The organism is Rhodanobacter denitrificans, from assembly GCF_000230695.2.
Taxonomy (GTDB): domain Bacteria; phylum Pseudomonadota; class Gammaproteobacteria; order Xanthomonadales; family Rhodanobacteraceae; genus Rhodanobacter; species Rhodanobacter denitrificans.
Map to the genome: position 1 here is coordinate 3425703 of NC_020541.1, position 17743 is coordinate 3443445.

The 17743-nt window shown below is 67.5% G+C and carries 15 protein-coding genes; 8 read left to right on the forward strand and 7 right to left on the reverse strand.

Annotated features, from left to right (window positions below; translation table 11 throughout):
- The first annotated feature begins 28 nt into the window (after positions 1–28).
- The 7 genes from R2APBS1_RS15795 (at position 29) to R2APBS1_RS15825 (ending at position 7533) form a co-directional block, all read left to right on the forward strand.
- Positions 29–2410 carry an LPS-assembly protein LptD gene (locus tag R2APBS1_RS15795; RefSeq protein WP_015448699.1) on the forward strand — a complete coding sequence of 794 codons (2382 nt, stop codon included), beginning with the start codon at positions 29–31 and terminating at the stop codon, positions 2408–2410.
- Between the two features lie 35 nt (positions 2411–2445).
- Entirely contained in the window at positions 2446–3786 is a 1341-nt protein-coding gene (locus R2APBS1_RS15800) for a peptidylprolyl isomerase (RefSeq protein WP_007509302.1), read from the forward strand.
- Positions 3787–3801: 15 nt separating this feature from the next.
- A complete protein-coding gene (pdxA, locus tag R2APBS1_RS15805) occupies positions 3802–4851 on the forward strand; it encodes a 4-hydroxythreonine-4-phosphate dehydrogenase PdxA (protein ID WP_007509305.1) in 1050 nt (349 codons plus the stop codon).
- Entirely contained in the window at positions 4848–5636 is a 789-nt protein-coding gene (gene rsmA / locus R2APBS1_RS15810; RefSeq protein WP_007509308.1) for a 16S rRNA (adenine(1518)-N(6)/adenine(1519)-N(6))-dimethyltransferase RsmA, read from the forward strand. The genes pdxA and rsmA overlap by 4 nt, the downstream gene beginning before the upstream one ends.
- A gap of 69 nt (positions 5637–5705) precedes the next feature.
- Entirely contained in the window at positions 5706–6089 is a 384-nt protein-coding gene (apaG, locus tag R2APBS1_RS15815; RefSeq protein ID WP_007509311.1) for a Co2+/Mg2+ efflux protein ApaG, read from the forward strand.
- Positions 6090–6104: 15 nt separating this feature from the next.
- Entirely contained in the window at positions 6105–6956 is an 852-nt protein-coding gene (locus tag R2APBS1_RS15820) for a symmetrical bis(5'-nucleosyl)-tetraphosphatase (protein ID WP_007509313.1), read from the forward strand.
- Positions 6957–7047: 91 nt separating this feature from the next.
- Positions 7048–7533, forward strand: a complete 486-nt coding sequence (locus R2APBS1_RS15825; protein ID WP_015448700.1) for a hypothetical protein — start codon at positions 7048–7050, stop codon at positions 7531–7533.
- 63 nt (positions 7534–7596) lie between these two features.
- Here the strand turns inward: R2APBS1_RS15825 and secA are convergent, their stop codons facing one another.
- Together secA and R2APBS1_RS15835 are read right to left on the reverse strand one after the other, a co-directional pair.
- The gene (secA, locus tag R2APBS1_RS15830) at positions 7597–10338 is read right to left on the reverse strand and encodes a preprotein translocase subunit SecA (RefSeq protein ID WP_015448701.1); all 2742 of its coding nucleotides are present in this window, start codon (positions 10336–10338) and stop codon (positions 7597–7599) included.
- A gap of 191 nt (positions 10339–10529) precedes the next feature.
- A complete protein-coding gene (locus tag R2APBS1_RS15835; protein ID WP_007509321.1) occupies positions 10530–11459 on the reverse strand; it encodes a M23 family metallopeptidase in 930 nt (309 codons plus the stop codon).
- Between the two features lie 27 nt (positions 11460–11486).
- Between R2APBS1_RS15835 and R2APBS1_RS15840 the strand changes: the two genes are divergently transcribed.
- Positions 11487–11969, forward strand: a complete 483-nt coding sequence (locus R2APBS1_RS15840; protein ID WP_015448702.1) for a DciA family protein — start codon at positions 11487–11489, stop codon at positions 11967–11969.
- A 185-nt stretch (positions 11970–12154) separates the two neighbouring features.
- Here R2APBS1_RS15840 and lpxC read toward each other — a convergent pair whose 3' ends face one another.
- From lpxC to R2APBS1_RS15865, 5 genes are all read right to left on the reverse strand, one after another.
- Positions 12155–13069: a UDP-3-O-acyl-N-acetylglucosamine deacetylase gene (lpxC, locus tag R2APBS1_RS15845; RefSeq protein ID WP_015448703.1), complete on the reverse strand. Its 915-nt coding sequence runs from the start codon at positions 13067–13069 to the stop codon at positions 12155–12157.
- A gap of 453 nt (positions 13070–13522) precedes the next feature.
- Entirely contained in the window at positions 13523–14710 is a 1188-nt protein-coding gene (ftsZ, locus tag R2APBS1_RS15850; RefSeq protein ID WP_007509327.1) for a cell division protein FtsZ, read from the reverse strand.
- A gap of 123 nt (positions 14711–14833) precedes the next feature.
- Positions 14834–16066, reverse strand: a complete 1233-nt coding sequence (gene ftsA, locus R2APBS1_RS15855; protein WP_007509329.1) for a cell division protein FtsA — start codon at positions 16064–16066, stop codon at positions 14834–14836.
- A 10-nt stretch (positions 16067–16076) separates the two neighbouring features.
- The gene (locus tag R2APBS1_RS15860) at positions 16077–16811 is read right to left on the reverse strand and encodes a cell division protein FtsQ/DivIB (RefSeq protein WP_007509331.1); all 735 of its coding nucleotides are present in this window, start codon (positions 16809–16811) and stop codon (positions 16077–16079) included.
- On the reverse strand, positions 16808–17743 hold the full coding sequence (locus R2APBS1_RS15865) for a D-alanine--D-alanine ligase (protein WP_174315858.1): 936 nt from the start codon (positions 17741–17743) through the stop codon (positions 16808–16810). The genes R2APBS1_RS15860 and R2APBS1_RS15865 overlap by 4 nt, the downstream gene beginning before the upstream one ends.

A 17743-nucleotide genomic window follows, 5' to 3' on the forward strand; every position in this document is an offset into this window, starting at 1 on the left:
ACGAGCCTTCGAAGCCGGCAGATTTCCCGTGACGCCCAAGCTACCTCCACGCCGCCTGCTGGCGGTCGCCGCCGCCCTGGCCCTGTTCGGCGGCCAGGCCGATGCCAGCAGCCCCCAGGTTCCGCCCGCCCACCCCACCGCCCCGGCCGACCAGGCCTGTCCGCTGGGTTCGTTCCACTGTGCGCCGCGCCCGCTCAACTACGCGATGTGCCGGCCCAACGCCTTGCTGGAGTTCTACGATCCCAGCCTGGGCAGGGACACCAGCCTGCGCGAGACCAGCCCCACCCTGGTGCAGGCGCAGCACGTGGACAGCTCCAACCGGTCGGTCTATCACCTGTCCGGCGAAGTGAAGCTGCAGCGTGCCGACCAGCAGCTGCAGGCCGAGCGCATCGACTACAACGACCAGAACACCGACTACGACGCCCGCGGCGACGTGCGCTACCAGGACGCCGGCCAGTTGCTGGCCGCCTCGAGCATGCGCGGCAACACCGACGCCAGCCGCGGCGTCGCCAACGACGTGCGCTACCAGATGCTCGACGCGCGCGGCAACGGCACGGCCGGCCAGGGCCAGATGCTGGATGCGCAGCACACGCGCTACTCGCAGGCCACCTACTCCACCTGCGACGTCGGCCACCACCTGTGGGAGTTCCGCGCCAAGTCGATCACCATCAACAAGGAAACCGGCGTCGGCGTGGCGCGCAACGCCACCATGCGCCTCGGCAACGTGCCGTTCCTGTACCTGCCGTATTTCAGCTTCCCGGTCGACGACCGCCGCAAGACCGGCTTCCTCTACCCGACCATCGGCCACACCAGCCGCTCGGGTTACGAGATCAGCACGCCGTACTACCTGAACCTGGCGCCGAACTACGACGCCACGCTGGATCCGCGCTACTACAGCGCGCGCGGCGCGATGCTGGCCGGCGAATTCCGCTACCTGACGCCGGGCAGCCGCGGCCAGCTCAACGTGGAATACGTGCCGGACGACCACGGCAAAAGCGACGGCCTCGCCGACACCAAGGGCGACTCGCGCTACCTGGTGAAGTTCGCCGACAGCACGCAGTTGTGGAAAGGCTGGCAGTTCGTGGGCTCGTACAACCACGCCTCGGACAGCAGCTACCTGTACGACTACGGCGACGCCCTGTCCCATTCGGCCGTCTACACGCTGGCCTCCAACGCCACGATCGCGGGCGGCGGCAAGTGGTGGAACGCCTCCTTCGGCGGCACCATCTACCAGAACGTCAATCCGTTCGTGACCGACAGCAGCCTGCCGTACAAGCAGCTGCCGTACGCGAAGTTCAGCATGGACGTGCCGCTGTCGCGCTGGCTGGAATTCGGCGTGGACAGCTCGGCGGTGGCATTCCGCAAGACCGGCTTCGTCGAGGGCCAGCGCGAGGACCTCTACCCCTACCTGGAAGCGGACTTCGGCAGTTCGGCCTGGTTCGTGCGTCCGCGGCTCGGCTATCGCTACACCGCCTACCAGCTGGACAGCAGCTACCGGAATTACGGTTATTACGGCCTGCTCGGCAGCGGTGCGACCACGCCGTTCGACCAGCAGTCGCCGAGCCGCTCGCTGCCGATCGTCAGCCTCGACAGCGGCCTGGTGTTCGACCGCAGCGCCACGCTGTTCGGCAACAGCTACACGCAGACGCTGGAGCCGCGGCTGTACTACCTGTACGTGCCGTACCGCAACCAGAACAACCTGCCGCTGTTCGACACCCGGACGATGTCGTTCGACTACTGGCAGTTGTTCTCGACCAACCAGTTCTCCGGCGCCGACCGCCAGATGGACGCGAACAACCTCACCGCCGCGCTCACCACCCGCCTGCTGGACGACGGCGGCGTCGAGCGGGTGTCGGCCAGCATCGGCCAGATCCACTATTTCAGCCCGCAGAAAGTGCTGGGCACGGACTGGGTCCGTTCGGCCTACGTGGCCCAGCTCGACGTGCAGCTCAGCGAGCGCTGGCGGCTGGACAGCGCCTACCAGTGGAGCCCGAACACCCGCTTGACCGACCTGGCGGCGGTGCAGCTGCAGCGCCGCCTGAGCACCGACGGCATCCTCAATTTCTCCTACCGCTATCGTCGCGGCCTGCTGGAACAATACGGCGCTTCGGTGGTCTACCCGGTGTCCGAGCGCTGGCGGCTGGTGGGTGCATGGACCTATTCGGTGAAGGATCGCGAAAGCGTCGATGCGCTGGCCGGCGTGGAGTACGACAGCTGCTGCGTGTCGCTGCGGCTGGTGGGGCGCAGCTACGTGAACCAGAGCTACTACGGCTTCGGTCCGGCCCCGACGGGCGGCAACACCAACCATCGCGACAATGCCGTCATGTTCGAGGTGGTTTTCAAGGGACTGGGCTCCACCGGCGGCCAAATCGATCCACTGCTGCGCCGTGATATTCTCGGCTATCAATAAACGCATTCGCCCCGGCGAAATCAGGCTTTCCACTGATGAAGCAATCCCTTGCATTTCTCCTGTTCGCGCTCGCGATCTTGCTCCCCGCCCATGCCCAGCTGCTGACCCCGGCCGCCCCGGCCAACCAGCCGCTGGACCGCATCGTGGCCGTAGTCAACGACGACGTGATCCTGCAGAGCGAACTGAACGATGCCGTGCTCTCGGTGCAGCAGCAGTACGCCGGCCACACCGAGCAGCTGCCGCCGATGAATGTGCTGCAGCAGCAGGTACTGAACCGTCTGGTGCTGATGCGCCTGCAGATCCAGAAGGCACAGGATCAGGGCATCCACGTCTCCGACGCCGACGTCGACCAGGCCATCCAGGGCGTGGCCCAGCAGAACAAGCTCAGCCCCGAGCAGTTGCGTGCCGAGGTGGAGCGCAGCGGCGCCAGCTTCGCCTCGTTCCGCGAACAGCTGGCCGACCAGATCACCGTGCAGCGGCTGCACCAGAACGTGGTGCGGGATTCGGTCTCGGTCACCGACAGCGAAATCGACAACCTGCTCAGCAGCCCGACCTACAAGGCCGGCGAAGTGCACCTGGCGCACATCCAGATCAGCATTCCCGGCGGCGCCGACGCCGCCGCGATCCAGGCCAGCCAGGCCAAGGCCGGGCAGGCACTGGCCGCGATCAAGGGCGGCATGGATTTCAACGCCGCCGCGATCCGCTACTCGGACGCGCCCGATGCGCTCGACGGCGGCGACCTCGGCTGGCGCCGGCTCGACGAAATCCCGCCCGCGTTCGCCGACACCATCACCTCGATGAAGCCCGGCGAGGTCAGTGCGGCGCTGCGGGGGCCGACCGGTTTCCACATCCTCAAGCTGGTCGACCAGCGCCAGAGCAGCCGCAAGATGGTCACCGAGCTGCATGCACGGCAGATCCTGATCAAGCCGAGCGAGCTGCTGACCCCGGCCCAGGCCGAACAGAAGGCGCAGGACCTGTACCACCGCATCGTCGACAAGCACGAGGACTTCGCCACCCTGGCGAAGGAAAATTCCAAGGACGACACCACCGCCAACATCGGCGGCGACATGGGCTGGTTCCCGCCGCAGGCGTGGGGCCAGGCCATCGCCGCGCAACTGGGCCAGCTGAAGGACAACCAGGTGTCGGCGCCGTTCCAGAGCGCTGCCGGCTGGCACATCCTGCAACGGCTCGGCGAGCGCCAGAGCGACCAGACCGTGCAGATCGAACGCGACCAGGCGCGCCAGGCCATCGGCACGCGCAAGTCCGAGCAGGCCTACGACGACTACCTGCGTGACCTGCGCTCGAACGCCTATGTCGACATCCTGGTGCCCGAGCTGCGCGCGGCGGACGATCGGGCCGCCGCCAGCGCGCCATAAAGGCGGTTGGACACCATGCCACTGCCCCGGCTCGCGCTGACCGCGGGCGAGCCGGCGGGCGTCGGCCCCGAATTGCTGGTTCGACTGGCCACCACGCCGCTGGCGGCAACCCTGGTGGCGATCACTGACCGCCACCTGCTGCAGCGGGCGGCCGCACGCTGCGGCCTCGCCGTCGAACTGGCCGATGATGACGGCAGCGCGCCGCCCATGCGGCGCCCCGGCACGCTGCGTGTGCAGCACATCCCGCTGGCCGTCGACGAAGTGCCCGGCCGGCCCGATCCGCGCAACGCCCGGCACGTGCTGGACACGCTGGCCGAGGCCGCCGACGGCTGCATGGCCGGCCGCTACGACGCGGTGGTCACCGCGCCGCTGCAGAAAGCCTCGATCAACGACGCCGGCGTCCGCTTCAGCGGGCACACCGAGTTCTTCGCCGAACGCGCGCACGCCGACGTGGTGATGATGCTGGCCAGCCCGGAGCTGCGGGTGGCGCTGGCCACCACCCACCTGCCGCTGGCGGCGGTACCGGCGGCGATCACGCCGGCTGCGCTGACCCGCACGCTGCGCATCGTGCACGCCGAGCTGCAGCGCAAGTTCGGCATCGCCGCGCCGCGCATCGCGGTGCTCGGCCTCAATCCGCACGCCGGCGAAGGCGGCCACCTCGGCCACGAGGAAATCGACACGGTGATCCCGGTGCTGGACGCGCTGCGCGGCGAAGGCATGCACCTGCTCGGCCCGCTGCCCGCCGACACCGCGTTCGTGCCGGCACAGCGTGCGCGCTACGACGCGGTGCTGGCGATGTACCACGACCAGGCGCTGCCGGTACTGAAGAGCGAGGCATTCGACCGCACCGTGAACCTCACCCTCGGCCTGCCGTTCATCCGCACCTCGGTCGACCACGGCACCGCGCTGGACCTGGCCGGCAGCGGCCGCGCCGATCCGGCCAGCCTGATCGCCGCGGCGAACATGGCATTGGAACTCGTGGCGCGCTGCGCCACTCATCCATCCTCTCCCCGCCGGGGAGAGGAACGAGGTGAGGGGCCACCCCCACCGGAAACAAACCGATGAACGCGCGCCCCAAGAAAAGTTTCGGCCAGCACTTCCTGCACGACCGGCGCTACATCGACCGCATCGTCAGCGCGATCGCGCCGCGGGCGGAGGACTTCGTGGTCGAGATCGGCCCAGGCGAGGGGGCGCTGACCCTGCCGCTGCTGGCGGTGGCCGGCCGGCTCACCGCGATCGAGCTGGACACCGACCTGATCCCCGGCCTGCAGGCGCGTGCCGCCACCACGGGCGAACTGCACATCATCCACGCCGATGTGCTGAAGGTGGACTTCAGCGCGCTCGCCCACAGCCACGGCGTGCCGAGGCTGCGCATCGCCGGCAACCTGCCGTACTACATCTCCAGCCCGATCCTGTTCCACTGCGTCGAGCACGCCGCGGCGATCGCCGACATGCACTTCATGCTGCAGAAGGAGGTGGTCGAGCGCATGGCCGCCGAACCGGGCAGCAAGGTGTACGGCCGGTTGTCGGTGATGCTGCAGCTGGCCTGTCGCGTGGAACCGCTGTTCGACGTGCCGCCGGAAGCGTTCCGCCCGCCGCCGAAGGTGGAGTCCGCGGTGGTGCGGCTGCTGCCGTTACCGGCCCACGAACTGCACGATGCGCCGCCCGAACATCTCCATGCCGTGGTCAAGGCCGCGTTCGGCCAGCGCCGCAAGACGCTGGCCAATGCGCTGCGGCAACTGCTCGACGCCGACGCGATCCGTCGCGCCGACGTCGACCCGAAGGCGCGTGCCGAAACCCTCGCCCCGGCCGATTTCGTGCGCTTGGCAAAAATCTACGGCAACCCCTGAACGCGGAAACCGCAGCGCGGTCGCGACGCTGCCCGCCCCATTCGCGGCGGCAGGCCTTACAATCCCGGCATGACTGAAAAATCTTCCTACACGATCGACGTGCAGGTCGAAACCCGCTTCGTCCCCGATCAATCGAAGCCCGGTGACAATCGCTACGTTTTCGCCTACACCGTTACCCTGCGCAACGCCGGCGAGATGCCCGCACGCCTGCTCACCCGCCGCTGGATGATCACCGACGCCAACGGCAAGGTGGAGGAAGTGACCGGCGAAGGCGTGGTCGGCGAGCAGCCTTGGATGCGGCCCGGCGACGATTTCGAATACACCTCCGGCGCGGTGCTGGAGACGCCGGTCGGCACCATGGGCGGCAGTTACCAGATGCTGGCCGATGACGGCACGGAGTTCGAGGCGCCCATCCCGACCTTCACCCTGTCCATCCCGCGTACGCTGCACTGATGGCCCTGCGCTGACATGGCTACGTACGCGATCGGCGACGTGCAGGGCTGCTACCCCGAACTGCAGCGCCTGCTGGAGAAGCTGCGCTTCGATCCGGCACGCGACCGGCTGTGGTTCTGCGGCGACCTGGTCAATCGCGGCGGGCAATCACTGGACACGCTGCGGCTGATCCACGGCCTGCGCGAGCACAGCTTGGTCACCCTCGGCAATCACGACCTGAGCCTGCTGGCGATCGCCCAGCGCCGGCCCGACGCGCAGGCGCGAGTGAATCCGGAGCTGCGCGAGGTACTGTTCGCCGACGACGCGCCGGTGCTGTTCGAATGGCTGCGCTCGCAAAAACTGTTGCACCACGACGAGCAGCTCAACTGGACCATGGTGCACGCCGGCCTGGCGCCGATGTGGACGCTGCGCCAGGCGCAACGCGCGGCGCAGGATGTCGAGCGCGAGCTGTCCAGCCCGCGCCACCCGCGGCTGCTGCGCAACCTGTTCGGCAACCGGCCGGCGCAGTGGACCAGCCGGCTACAGGGCCTGGATCGCCAGCGCGCCACCATCAACACGATGACCCGGATGCGCTACTGCGACGTCAACGGCCGCATCGACTTCGAGGCCAAGGGCATCCCCGGCACGCAGAAGGCCGGACTGTATCCATGGTTCGAGGTGCCCGGCATGCGCCGGCGCGACACCCGCATCGTCTGCGGCCACTGGTCCACGCTGGGCCGCTTCGCCGGGCTCGGCGTGCACGCGATCGACACCGGCTGCGTCTGGGGTGGGCAGCTCACCGCCTTGCAGCTGGACGGCGAGGAGCTGCAGTACATCGCGGTCAACGCCGAGCCGCACCGCAAACGGCCGCCGGGCGGCGAGGATTGATGCGATACGAAAGGGAACTGAATATTCACGATTCGTGATCTACCGTGGATGTACTCGGGGTGTCGAAATATCTGCCATGAACGGAGGTTTCATGAAGCCCTCTACCATTCGCATGCTGCCCCTGCTCGTCGCGATGTCCTTGGCGTCCGGAAACGCTGCCAAGGCACTGCCACCCGGCGAAGCCGACCAAACCACGCAGGTATCGAGTACCACGACGACACAGCTGATCGTTCCGCGCGGAAACGCGGAGCACCAGGCGATCCGCGATACGCTGAACCGAGCGATGCGAAAGTCCAGGCTGGGAAACGTGGGCAGCCTCGACCCGGCGGCGCTCGGTGACTTCGACGTAGTCCTCGTCAGGCATATCAGGAACATGCAGCAGCCGATGCAAGCCTGGCCCGCCCCACCCTGGGGAGGCATGAGCTGCACGCCAGGGGACACGGCCAGCATCAGCACTTGCTCGGGCGGACTCCAGCAGACCTGGGAGCTCTCGTGCGTGGGCGGATCCACCGGCGGCTCGTGGGTTACCACTGCCTACAAGGGCCAGTACGTCACGAGTTGCCAAAAGCAGCAATAAGCCACACCGCTTACAACCAAAAAGCCCCGCTCGAAGCGGGGCTTTTTTTCAGTGGTCCTTGGCTCAGGCCAGCTGGCCGTGGCAGTGCTTGTACTTCTTGCCGGAACCGCACGGGCACGGGTCGTTGCGGCCGACCTTGGGGCCGTCGTGCTGCGCGGACGGCTGCGCCAGGCGCATGCCGGCACCGACCGCCGGCTCCGCCGCCCCGCCGCCAAACGCGCCTTCCGCCGGCGCGCCGCCGCCGCTGGCCAGCATCTGCTTCTGCAGGCGGTCGGCCAGGCGCCGTTGCTCGGCCTCCATCGCGGCGACTTCCTCCTCGCTGCGGATGCGGATCCGCGCCAGCATCTGCACCACTTCGGCCTTGATCCGCTCGAGCATGTCGGAAAACAGCTTGAACGATTCGCGCTTGAACGCCTGCTTCGGGTCCTGCTGCGCATAACCGACCAGGTAGATGCCCTGGCGCAGGTAATCCATGCTGGCGAGGTGATCCTTCCAGGCATTGTCGACCACGGTCAGCATGATGTGCTTTTCCAGCTGGCGCATGGTCTCGACGCCGATCTGCGCCTCCTTCGCCTGGAACAGCTCGTTCACCGCGCCGCGCACGTGCTCGAGGATCATCTTCGCGTCGATCTCGTGCTGCTGCTCGATCCAGCGCTTGAGGTCGAGCGACAGGCCCAGCTCGCTTTCCAGCTCGCGGTCGAGCCCGGCCAGGTCCCACTGCTCGTCGATGCTGTCGTCCGGCACGTAGGCGCGCACCATGCTCTGCACCACGTCGTCGCGGATGTCGGCCACGGTGGCCTGCACGTCGTCGCCGTCGAGCAGCTCGTCGCGCTGGCGGTAGATCACCTTGCGCTGGTCGTTGGCGACGTCGTCGAACTCCAGCAGATGCTTGCGGATGTCGAAGTTGTGCTGTTCGACCTTGCGTTGCGCCTTCTCGATCTGCCGGCTGATCATGCGGTCTTCCAGCGCGTCGTCGTCCTTCATGCCGAAGCGCTTCATCCAGCGCACCAGGCCTTCGCCGCCGAAGATGCGCAGCAGGTTGTCCTCCAGCGACAGGTAGAAGCGCGAGGAACCCGGGTCGCCCTGGCGGCCGGAACGGCCGCGCAGCTGGTTGTCGATGCGGCGCGACTCGTGCCGCTCGGTGCCGATGATGTGCAGGCCGCCGGCGGCGACCACCTGCTCGTGCAGCTTCTTCCACTCGGCCTTGACGCGGGCGCGATCCACCTCGGTGGCCTCGGCCGGCAGCGCCGCCAGCGCCGCATCCAGGCTGCCGCCGAGCACGATGTCGGTGCCGCGGCCGGCCATGTTGGTGGCGATGGTGACCTGACCGGGGGCGCCGGCCTGGGCCACGATGTGCGCCTCGCGCTCGTGCTGCTTGGCGTTCAGCACCTCGTGCGCCACGCCGGCCTTGTTCAGCAGGCCGGAGAGCAGCTCGGACACCTCGATCGAAGTGGTGCCGACCAGCACCGGCTGGCCGCGCTCATGGCAAGCCCGGATGTCCTCGATCACCGAGTTGTACTTCGGCGTCTGCGACAGGAAGATCATGTCCGGGTTGTCCTTGCGGATCATCGGCTTGTGGGTGGGGATCACCACCACCTCCAGACCGTAGATGCTCTGGAACTCGAACGCCTCGGTGTCGGCCGTGCCGGTCATGCCGGCCAGCTTCTTGTACATGCGGAACAGGTTCTGGAACGTCACCGTGGCCAGCGTCTGGTTCTCGCGCTGGATCGGCACGCCCTCCTTCGCCTCCACCGCCTGGTGCAGGCCGTCGGACCAGCGCCGGCCCGGCAGGGTACGGCCGGTGAACTCGTCGACGATGATCACCTCGCCGTCGCGCACGATGTAGTCCACGTCGCGCTGGTAGATGCCGTTGGCGCGCAGCGCGGCGTTGAGGTGGTGCACCACCGCCAGGTTCTTGGAATCGTACAGGCCGCTGTCCTGCTCGATCACACCGGCAGCGCGCAGCAGTTCATCGGCGTGCTGCATGCCCGCCTCGGACAGGTGCACCTGCTTCTGCTTCTCGTCCACCCAGTAGTCGCCGTCGCCGTTCTCCTCGGTCTGACGGACCATCCGCGGCACGATCTTGTTGACCGCGAGGTACAGCTGCGGGGAATCCTCGGCCGGACCGGAGATGATCAGCGGCGTGCGCGCCTCGTCGATCAGGATCGAGTCGACCTCGTCGACGATCGCGTAGTTGAGGCCGCGCTGGTAGCGCTGTTCCTTGCTGAGCGCCATGTTGTCGCGCAGGTAGTCGAAGCCGAACTCGTTGTTGGTGCCGTAGGTGATGTCGGCGGCGTAGGCGGCATGCTTGTCGGCGTGGTCCATGCCCGGGTACACCACGCCCACGGTCAGGCCGAGGAAGTTGTACAGCTTGCCCATCTGGGCCGAGTCGCGCCGGGCCAGATAGTCGTTGACGGTGACCACGTGCACGCCCTTGTCGGCCAGCGCATTCAGGTAGACCGGCAACGTGCCGACGAGGGTCTTGCCCTCGCCGGTACGCATCTCGGCGATCTTGCCCTGGTGCAGCACCATGCCACCGATCATTTGCACGTCGTAGTGGCGCATGCCCAGGGTGCGCTTGGCCGCCTCGCGTACCACCGCGAAGGCCTCCGGCAGCAGCTTGTCCAGCGATTCCCCGGCGGCGACGCGCTGCTTGAGCGCGTCGGTCTGGCCGCGCAGCTCGTCATCGCTCAGTTTCTCGAATTCGGGCTCCAGCGCATTGATGCGGTTGACACTCTTGGAAAGCTGGCGCAACACGCGTTCGTTGCGGCTGCCAAACAGGCTCGTCAGGGCACGATTGAACATCGATCTTCCGGGTTGGGAGTGAAATGCCCACGGCAGGCGCGGGCCAATCGGGCATGTTACTACATGCCCGCCGGGCGCCGCCCACGGGGCCGACCGCGCCGGGACGCGGCCCGTCAAGCCAGGCCGCGGCGCCATCCTGAATGGCGCCGGCCAGGGCGGGATTCAAGGGATGGCGGGCCGGAAACCCGGCGTCAGCGGTGGTTGCGCACGAACGCCAGCGGGTTGACCACGCGGCCGTCGTACCAGACCTCGAAATGCACGTGCGACCCGGTCGAGCGGCCGGTGGAACCGGCCCGGGCCACCACGTCGCCGACCTGCACATGCTGGCCCGGGCGCGCCACCAGCGCGCTGTTGTGCGCATAGCGCGTCATGTAGCCGTTGCCGTGGTCGATCTCGATCACGTTGCCGTAGCCCTTGCGCACGCCGGCAAAGGTCACCATGCCTTCGGCCACGGTGTGTACCGGCGTGCCGAGCGGGGTCGAGATGTCGATGCCGGTATGCCGTGCCGAGCGGCCGTCGAACGGGTCCGCGCGCACGCCGAAATAGGAGGAAATATAGCCCTGCACCGGCATCCCGGTCGGCTTCAGGTTGGACTCGATCCGCGCATCCAGCAGCAGGCTCTGCAGCGCCGACAGCTGCGCCTGTTGCCGATCGAACTGGCTGGCCAGCTGGTTGATGCTGTTGTCCAGCGCCGGTGGCAGGGCATACGCGCTGCTGCCGGCATCCTCGACGCCGCCGACCGCCGGCTGCTGGTCGAAATCGAACTCGCCGTCGTCGAGCTTGCCGACCTCGGCCAGCCGCTCGCCCAGCGCATTCAGGCGCGTCGACTGGGCCTGCAGCTGCCCCAGCTTCACGGCCAGCGCATCGAGGCCGCGCTGGGCCTCCTGCCGCACGCCGCCCAGTTGGGTGTCCTGCTGCCGGATCTGCTGCTGCAGGTCGCGAATCTCGGCCAGCGCCCGGTCACGCGGGCTGGCTACCAGCACGGCCAGCGCCACGCCGGCTCCCATGCAACCGAGTACCGCCAGCGCGACCGCCGAAAGCAGCTTCAGACGCAGGCGGCGATCCGCCAGGTCGAGGGTCTTCGGCAATTTCCGGGCGCGTGATACGAGTATGATCTGCATGTCTTTCCTGGGTCGAATTCCGGCACCATGCAACGCGCCACTCCAGCCATTTCCCGCCGCACCGGCAATGGACCGAAGTCCCTCGCCGACTGCGGCTCCTTCGCGACGCTGGCCCGAAAGGCCGACGCGCTGGAAGCGCTGGACCGCGCACTGCGCCAGACGTTGCCATCGCCATTGCGCGAGCAGGTGAGATTCGCCAACCTGCGCAACGACCGCCTCGTCTTCCTGGCATCTTCACCGGGCTGGGCATCGCGCCTGCGCTTGATGCAGACACAAATCCTTGCCGCCGCACATGCCATCGGCACCTGCGCCAGTTCAGTCACCGTGAAAGTGGTCCCCCCACCACCGGCGGCAATGACACCGGACCGGTCGAAACCGCTTTCGCCCGCCGCCGCCGCCCACCTCAGGGCCGCCGCCGCGTCGTTCACAGACCCCGAATGGCGGGTACTGTTCCTTGAGCTGGCGTCCTTCGCCGAAACCGCTGATTCCCCCTTGCCCGGCACGGACTGATCTGCATCGGTTCGCGTGCCGGAGGCGGTTTTATAGCACGCCGTTTGTTAAGGAGTAATCCGCCATGTCGCGGAGGCGTGAAGCGCAGCGCGTACAAAGCGTGATTCGCATTGCAAAAAAACGGCCATGTCTCGCGACACGGCCGTTTTTCGTGAGGGTTTGGTGGAGAAGAAGCGAGTGCCGGCTCAGATCGCCTGTGCCGGGTGGGCGTAGGAGATCGGCGAGGTGGCCGGGTCGTCCTGGTAGCTGACCTCTTCCCACGCCGAGGCATCGGCCATCAGCGTGCGCAGCAGCTTGTTGTTGAGCTCATGGCCGGACTTGTGCGCGTGATAGGCGCCGATCAGGCTGTGGCCGAGCAGGTACAGGTCGCCGATCGCGTCCAGGATCTTGTGCTTGACGAACTCGTCCTCGTAGCGCAGGCCGTCTTCATTCAGGACACGGTAGTCGTCCAGCACCACCGCGTTGTCCATCGAGCCGCCCAGCGCCAGGTTGTGCTCGCGCAGCATCTCGATGTCGCGCATGAAGCCGAACGTGCGGGCGCGGCTCACTTCCTTGACGAAGGACGTGGTGGAGAAGTCGATCTCGGCACGCGAGGTGCGCTGGCTGATGATCGGGTGGTTGAAGTCGATCGAGAAGCCGACCTTGAAGCCTTCGAACGGTTCGAAGCTGGCCCACTTGTCGCCTTCCTGCACCTTCACCGGCTTCTTGATGCGGATGAAGCGCTTGGCGACGTTCTGTTCCTCGATGCCGGCGGATTGCAGCAGGAACACGAACGGACCGGCACTGCCGTCCATGATCGGCACTTCCGGCGCGGACAGGTCGACATAGGCATTGTCGATGCCCAGGCCCGCCATCGCCGAGAGCAGGTGCTCGACCGTGGAGACGCGCACGTCGCCATCGGCCAGCGTGGTCGACAGCCGGGTATCACCGACATTGTCCTCGCGCGCGCGGATGTCCACCGGCGGGGTCAGGTCGATACGGCGGAACACGATGCCCGTATTCGGCGCCGCGGGACGCAAGGTCATGTACACCTTGTCACCCGTATGCAGACCGACGCCGGTCGCCCGGATGACGTTCTTAAGCGTACGCTGCTTGATCATCGTAGTTGGTACCTGTGTAGGCAGCAGCCAATCAGGGGCGGATGCTAACACAGTTTTAACCTGTGATAAAAGCAAACCGTACCGTACAGTCTGATTAAGCCTTCATGTTTCTTTCATCCTTGAAAGCTGACACGTCCGTTGCGGCTTTCCCGATGAGGCGATGGTTCGACACGACACCCCGTGCCTGGGACGGGAATCCGGCACGGGGTATCGGGCCGGTCGCCGCGAGCCAAGCCGCGTCGACTGGCCGTGCGCCATCCCGACGCACAGTCTTGCTGCTGCAAAGCGGCGAACGGCCTGCCCGATGTGGCTGGTCTCGCCCCCCGCGCAGTACGCGACCCGGCCGATGGCCGGCGGCACGGCACGATGGGAGTAGTGACTGACCCAACGGGCATTCGTTCAATACTTTCGCATCTCCTTAACTTGTGCAAGCTGTCAGAAGTCAGTGGACCATCAGTCGGCCTGGCGGCGCAGGAACGCCGGGATATCCAGGTAATCGAAGCCCGGCTCGGCATGCTTCGCCGGCGCCGCGGGTTCCGCGCGGCCATGGCTGACCGTGATGTCCGGCTGGGCGTAGTCGACCACCTCGTTGCCGGTGCCGGTACGCAGCACCACCGGGCGCGGCCGCATCTGCACCTGCTGGGTCTCGACCATGCGGATCGGCGGATGCTGGCGCGAGGCCATCGCCCGGTTGAGGCCGGTGGCGACCACGGTGACCCGCACGTCGTCCTTCATCTCCGGATCGAGCGAGGTGCCCATCACCACGGTGGCGTCCTCGCTGGCGAAGTCGTGGATGATCCGGCCGATCTCGTCGAACTCGCGCATGGTGAGGTTCGGGCCGGCGGTGACGTTGACCAGGATGCCGCAGGCGCCGTTGAGGTTGACGTCCTCCAGCAGCGGGTTCTTGATCGCCGCCTCGGCCGCCGCCTGGGCGCGGTCGTCGCCACGAGCGGTACCCGAGCCCATCATCGCCAGGCCCATCTCCGACATCACGGTGCGTACGTCGGCGAAGTCGACGTTGATCAGGCCCGGGGCGGTGATCAGGTCGGCGATACCCTGCACGGCGCCCTGCAGCACGTCGTTGGCGGCCTTGAACGCGTTGAGCAGGGTGACCTCGCGGCCGAGCACGCTGAGCAGCTTCTCGTTCGGCACGGTGATCAGCGAGTCGACGTGCTGCGACAGGTCCTCGATGCCCTTCAGCGCGACCTGCATGCGCCGACGGCCCTCGAACGGGAACGGCTTGGTCACCACCGCCACGGTGAGGATGCCCTTCTCCTTGGCCAGCTGCGCCACCACCGGCGCCGCGCCGGTGCCGGTGCCGCCGCCCATGCCGGCGGTGATGAACACCATGTCGGCGCCCTCGAGCATCGCCTCGATCCGCTCGCGATCCTCCAGCGCGGCCTGCCGGCCGACCTCGGGATTCGCGCCGGCGCCGAGACCCTTGGTCACGTTGCCGCCGAGTTGCAGGTGGGTGCGCGAGCCGCAGCTGTTCATCGCCTGCGCGTCGGTGTTGGCGACGACGAATTCCACGCCTTCGATGTTGGCATTCAGCATGTGTGCCACGGCATTGCCGCCGCCGCCGCCCACGCCGATCACCTTGATGACTGCATTGGGTGCGAGTTTATCGATCAGTTCAAACATTTCCCGTCCTCCGTAGAGTTGTTGTCGTTTTAACCATGAAGGGCGACTCCTGTCGGTTCATGGTGGTGGGTGGATATCCCTCCGCCCGTGGCGTCGCCTCCTGCGCCGCCGGATCCGTGTTGCTCAAAAGTTCCTGGTGAGCCAGCCGCGCAACTTGCCGACCAGACCGCCGACGCTGCCGCCGCCCGAACCGCCCACGCGGGTGCCGCCGGCGCGTGCACCGTGCAGCAGCAGGCCCACGCCGGTGGCGTGCAGCGGGCTGGAGACGACTTCGCCGAGGCCGTCGATCTGCTGCGGCACGCCGATGCGCACCATCTTGTGGAAGATCTCCTCGGCCAGCTCCAGCGCGCCTTCCATCTTCGAGGCGCCGCCGGTCAGCACCACGCCGGCGGCGACCAGGCTCTCGTAGCCGGAGCGGCGCAACTGGTCCTGCACCATCTCGAAGATTTCCTCGTAGCGCGCCTGCACCGACTGCGCCAGCGCCTGCCGGGCGAGCCGGCGCGGCGGCCGATCGCCGACGCTGGGCACCTGGATGGTTTCCTCGGCGTGCGCCAGTCCGGTCTGCGCGCAGGCGTACTTGATCTTGATCTCCTCGGCGTGCGCGGTCGGCGTGTGCACGCCGTAGGCGATGTCGCTGGTGACCTGGTCGCCGCCGACCGGCAGCGAGGCGGTGTAGCGGATCGAGCCCTGGGTGTAGATCGCGATGTCGGTGGTGCCGGCGCCGATATCGACCAGGCACACGCCCAGCTCGCGCTCGTCGTCGGTCAGCACCGCCTTCGCGCTGGCCACCGCCGACGGCACCAGTTCGTCCACGGTGAGGCCGCAGCGCTGGATGCACTTGGTGACGTTCTGCACCGCCGCCGCCGCGCCGGTGACCAGGTGCACGTTCGCCTCCAACCGCACGCCGCTCATGCCGATCGGCGCACGGATGCCGTCCTGGCCGTCGATGCGGTATTCCTGCGACTCCTTGTAGAGCACCTTGCGGTCGGCCGGGATCGCCACCGCGCTGGCCGCCTCCAGCACCTGCTCCAGGTCGCTGGCGGTGACTTCGCGGTCGCGGATCGCCGCGTTGCCGTGCGAGTTGCGGGTTTCCAGGTGGCTGCCGGAGATCGAGGCGTAGACCGAGCGGATGTCGCAGCCGGCCATCAGTTCGGCTTCTTCCACCGCGCGCTGGATCGAGTGCACGGTCGATTCGATGTCGACCACCGAGCCGCGCTTCATGCCGCGCGAGACGTGGGTGCCGATGCCGATCACGGTGATCGGCTCGCCCGGCTCGTACTCGCCGACGATCGCCACCACCTTCGAGGTGCCGATGTCGAGCCCGACCACCAGTTGCTTGTCGTTGCGCGGCTTCATAGAGAAATGCTCATGAGCGAGGCGAACCTCCCTGATTGGCGGCGGGCGCCTGCGGCCAGCGCACGGCGAATCCATTGGTGTAGCGAAGGTCGGCGTAGGCGAAGCCGTCGGTGTGGCCGACGAGCAGCTGCGGGTAGACGTCGAGGAAGCGGCGCAGCCGGCGCCCGGCGTACTCGCGGTCGCCGATCACGATTTGCGCGCCGTCGGCCATGCCCACGCTCCAGCTGCCGCGTTCGGTCAGGGCCACGCCGGTGACCTGCAGGTGGGTGCCGGCGAAGGCCTTGCGGGTTTCCGCATAGAAGCTGACCACCTCGGCCAGCCGTGCATCCGGCCCATGCAGGCTCGGCAGCGCGCCGACGCCATCCATGCCCGGCGCCTCGAACACCAGCCCCTGCCGGCTGATCAGCTGCTTGTCGTTCCAGCGGGCGAACGGCTGGCGCTCGTAGATGCGCAACTGCAAGGTATCTGGCCAGCGCTTGCGCGCCTCGACCGACTCCACCCACGGCAGCGCGGCAACGGCCTTCTGCACTGCATCGAGATCCAGCGCGAAGAAACCCTTGCCCAGGCGCGGCCGAACGGCGGCGCGGATGTCGTCCGCGCTGACGTGCTTGAACTCGGCCTGTACCGTCAGCTGGGTCACCGGCCAGCGGCCGGCCGCGAACCAGCCGCGCAGCACGCCGACGATCGGCAGCGCGACCAGCGCGATGGCGAGGCACCAGGCGACGGGGCGGACGGTTCCCTTCACAGGCTCTCCCGGAAACTGGTTTCCAGCACGCGCCAGCACAGTTCCTGGTAGTCGATGCCGGCCGCCTTGGCCGCCTTCGGCACCAGCGAGTGCGAGGTCATGCCCGGCGCGGTGTTCACTTCCAGCAGCCAGTTGCGCCCCTGTCGGTCGCGCATGACGTCGACACGGCCCCAACCCTGGCAACCAAGTGCATCGAACGCGGCCAGCGCCAGCGCGCGCAGCTCGGCCTCGGCATCGCCTTCCAGGCCGGGGCACAGGTACAGCGTGTCCTCGGCGATGTACTTCGCGTTGTAGTCGTAGAACGCACCCTTGGGCACGATGTGGATGCTGGGCAGCACCTCGCGGCCAAGGATGCCGACGGTCAGCTCGTCGCCCTCGATCAGGGTTTCCATCAGCAGGTCGCCCGGATACCGCGCCGCCAGTTCCACTGCCTGATCCAGCTGCGCTTCCTCGAACACGCGGGTGACGCCCACGCTGGAACCCTCGCAGGCCGGCTTCACGATCAGCGGAAAGCCGACCTGCTTCGCCGCCGCATGCACGTCGGCGCCGCGCGGCAAGGCCACGAACTTCGGCGTCGGCAGGCCGAGCGACTGCCACACGCGCTTCGAACGCGGCTTGTCCATCGACAATGCCGAGCCGAGCACGCCCGAGCCGGTGTACGGCACGCCGAGCGCCTCCAGCGCACCCTGCAGCACGCCGTCCTCGCCGCCGCCGTGCTGGCCGTGCAGGATGTTGAACACGCGCGCGAAGCGTTCGCTGCGCAGCGCATCGAGCAGTGCCGGGATGCCGTCGACCGCATGCGCGTCCACGCCGCGCGCCTGGAGCGCTTCCAGCACGTTGCGGCCGGAATCCAGCGAGACTTCACGCTCGGCCGAGCTGCCGCCCATCACCACCGCGACGCGGCCGAACCGGACAGGATCTGTCACCTTCAT

What these genes read in the sequence shown, in the direction of transcription:
- R2APBS1_RS15800 (WP_007509302.1), top strand. Translation starts at nt 2,446, where the DNA reads ATGAAGCAATCCCTTGCATTTCTCCTGTTCGCGCTCGCGATCTTGCTC.
- pdxA (WP_007509305.1), top strand. Translation starts at nt 3,802, where the DNA reads ATGCCACTGCCCCGGCTCGCGCTGACCGCGGGCGAGCCGGCGGGCGTC.
- rsmA (WP_007509308.1), top strand. Translation starts at nt 4,848, where the DNA reads ATGAACGCGCGCCCCAAGAAAAGTTTCGGCCAGCACTTCCTGCACGAC.
- apaG (WP_007509311.1), top strand. Translation starts at nt 5,706, where the DNA reads ATGACTGAAAAATCTTCCTACACGATCGACGTGCAGGTCGAAACCCGC.
- R2APBS1_RS15820 (WP_007509313.1), top strand. Translation starts at nt 6,105, where the DNA reads ATGGCTACGTACGCGATCGGCGACGTGCAGGGCTGCTACCCCGAACTG.
- R2APBS1_RS15825 (WP_015448700.1), top strand. Translation starts at nt 7,048, where the DNA reads ATGAAGCCCTCTACCATTCGCATGCTGCCCCTGCTCGTCGCGATGTCC.
- secA (WP_015448701.1), bottom strand. Translation starts at nt 10,338, where the DNA reads ATGTTCAATCGTGCCCTGACGAGCCTGTTTGGCAGCCGCAACGAACGC.
- R2APBS1_RS15835 (WP_007509321.1), bottom strand. Translation starts at nt 11,459, where the DNA reads ATGCAGATCATACTCGTATCACGCGCCCGGAAATTGCCGAAGACCCTC.
- R2APBS1_RS15840 (WP_015448702.1), top strand. Translation starts at nt 11,487, where the DNA reads ATGCAACGCGCCACTCCAGCCATTTCCCGCCGCACCGGCAATGGACCG.
- lpxC (WP_015448703.1), bottom strand. Translation starts at nt 13,069, where the DNA reads ATGATCAAGCAGCGTACGCTTAAGAACGTCATCCGGGCGACCGGCGTC.
- ftsZ (WP_007509327.1), bottom strand. Translation starts at nt 14,710, where the DNA reads ATGTTTGAACTGATCGATAAACTCGCACCCAATGCAGTCATCAAGGTG.
- ftsA (WP_007509329.1), bottom strand. Translation starts at nt 16,066, where the DNA reads ATGAAGCCGCGCAACGACAAGCAACTGGTGGTCGGGCTCGACATCGGC.
- R2APBS1_RS15865 (WP_174315858.1), bottom strand. Translation starts at nt 17,743, where the DNA reads ATGAAGGTGACAGATCCTGTCCGGTTCGGCCGCGTCGCGGTGGTGATG.